At 53.3% G+C, this 700-nt stretch carries 1 rRNA gene; it reads right to left on the reverse strand.

The annotated features are described in order from the left end of the window. A 16S ribosomal RNA gene (locus tag A1OO_RS01550) occupies positions 1-693 on the reverse strand; the annotation flags it as partial. Between the last annotated feature and the right edge of the window lie 7 nt (positions 694-700).

A 700-nucleotide genomic window follows, 5' to 3' on the forward strand; every position in this document is an offset into this window, starting at 1 on the left:
CCGCTACACCTGAAATTCTACCCCCCTCTACAAGACTCTAGCCTGCCAGTTCAAAATGCGGTTCCCAGGTTGAGCCCGGGGCTTTCACATCTTGCTTAACAAACCGCCTGCATGCGCTTTACGCCCAGTAATTCCGATTAACGCTCGCACCCTCCGTATTACCGCGGCTGCTGGCACGGAGTTAGCCGGTGCTTCTTCTGCAGCTAACGTCAAATTAATACGCTATTAACGTACCAACCTTCCTCACTGCTGAAAGTGCTTTACAACCCGAAGGCCTTCTTCACACACGCGGCATGGCTGCATCAGGCTTGCGCCCATTGTGCAATATTCCCCACTGCTGCCTCCCGTAGGAGTCTGGACCGTGTCTCAGTTCCAGTGTGGCTGATCATCCTCTCAAACCAGCTAGGGATCGTCGCCTTGGTGAGCCATTACCTCACCAACTAGCTAATCCCAACTGGGCCCATCCCGACGCGAGAGGTCCGAAGATCCCCCTCTTTGGTCCGTAGACATCATGCGGTATTAGCAGTCGTTTCCAACTGTTATCCCCCACGTCAGGGCAGGTTCCCAGCCATTACTCACCCGTCCGCCGCTCGTCATCTTCAAAAGCAAGCTCTTGAAATGTTACCGCTCGACTTGCATGTGTTAGGCCTGCCGCCAGCGTTCAATCTGAGCCATGATCAAACTCTTCAATTAGAATTTT

The organism is Enterovibrio norvegicus FF-33 (assembly GCF_000286835.2).
Taxonomy (GTDB): Bacteria; Pseudomonadota; Gammaproteobacteria; order Enterobacterales; family Vibrionaceae; genus Enterovibrio; species Enterovibrio norvegicus_A.